Annotated in this window: 1 protein-coding gene; it reads left to right on the forward strand. The window is 66.7% G+C overall.

The window, feature by feature from the left end; translation table 11 throughout:
- On the forward strand, positions 1-384 hold a 384-nt coding region (locus tag WH85_RS52085; protein ID WP_045748608.1), incomplete at both ends, for a hypothetical protein.

The following is a 384-nucleotide window of genomic DNA, read 5'->3' on the forward strand; positions in this document are numbered from 1 at the left end:
GGCGAGATCACCACCATCGACTTCACCAGCCGCGACTTCACCGCCGACGGCAAGGACTACCGCTCCCTCGAGGTCAAACTCGACCTCACCTCCCGCAACAACCGGATGACCCCGGACCAGCTCCGGGACTTCGCGAACAACATCCAGAACACCATCGACCAGCGGGTCAACGGCCAGTACACCCTCCCCGGCGGCCGCGAACTGCACGTCAAACTCACCGCCGACACCAAGCCCTGGTCCGGCGAGCTGACCGATGCCTGGCAGGACCAGCCGGGCGGGCGCCCGCCCGTCGAGATCACCGGCAATCCCGACGACACCACCCACCAGGCCCGCTGGAACACCAACGACAACCCGGCCGTCCTCGTCCACGAGGTCATGCACTAC

The sequence above is a fragment of the Actinoplanes rectilineatus genome, assembly GCF_000962825.1.
Taxonomy (GTDB): Bacteria; Actinomycetota; Actinomycetes; order Mycobacteriales; family Micromonosporaceae; genus Actinoplanes; species Actinoplanes rectilineatus.